Raw genomic sequence first — 440 nt, 5'->3', positions numbered from 1 at the left:
GCGGTATAGACGATCTGCCCGCCCTCAGCGACGGTTTGCGTGGCCGACAGGGAAACCGTTGTGGTGTCCTGCACGTCAGTGACCGCAGTACTCACAACGCCTTTATCGGCGACCAAGTTCTCATAGTTGCCGCCAGACACGTTAGTGATGCTATTGGTGACGGCCGCATGCCCCTGATAGACATCATTGCTAACGGCGCCGGTTGCAGTGCCCGAGCTCTGTCCGACCGGAATGCTGATGGTTTGGCCGTTGGCCAAGGTCACAACGACCGGACTGCCAGTGACCGGTGCGCTAACGCTGGCGGTGTAGATGATTGTGCCGCCTTCAGCCACGGACGGGGTCGCGGTCAGCGTCACAGTCGAAGTGTCGATGGTGTCAGTGACGCTGGTCACCGCAGCGGTGCTGTTGATCGCCAGGTTTTCGAAGTTGCCGCCGGTTGC

At 60.5% G+C, this 440-nt stretch carries 1 protein-coding gene; it reads right to left on the bottom strand.

All coding sequences use genetic code 11. From position 1 onward, the window contains the following. Positions 1 to 440 (bottom strand): immunoglobulin-like domain-containing protein (locus ACLEJW_RS23225; protein WP_440778329.1); only part of this gene is annotated, 440 nt, incomplete at both ends.

Source organism: Pseudomonas sp. SMSB3, from assembly GCF_052041965.1.
Classification (GTDB): Bacteria; Pseudomonadota; Gammaproteobacteria; order Pseudomonadales; family Pseudomonadaceae; genus Aquipseudomonas.
This window is presented reverse-complemented; position numbering and strand designations above follow the sequence as displayed.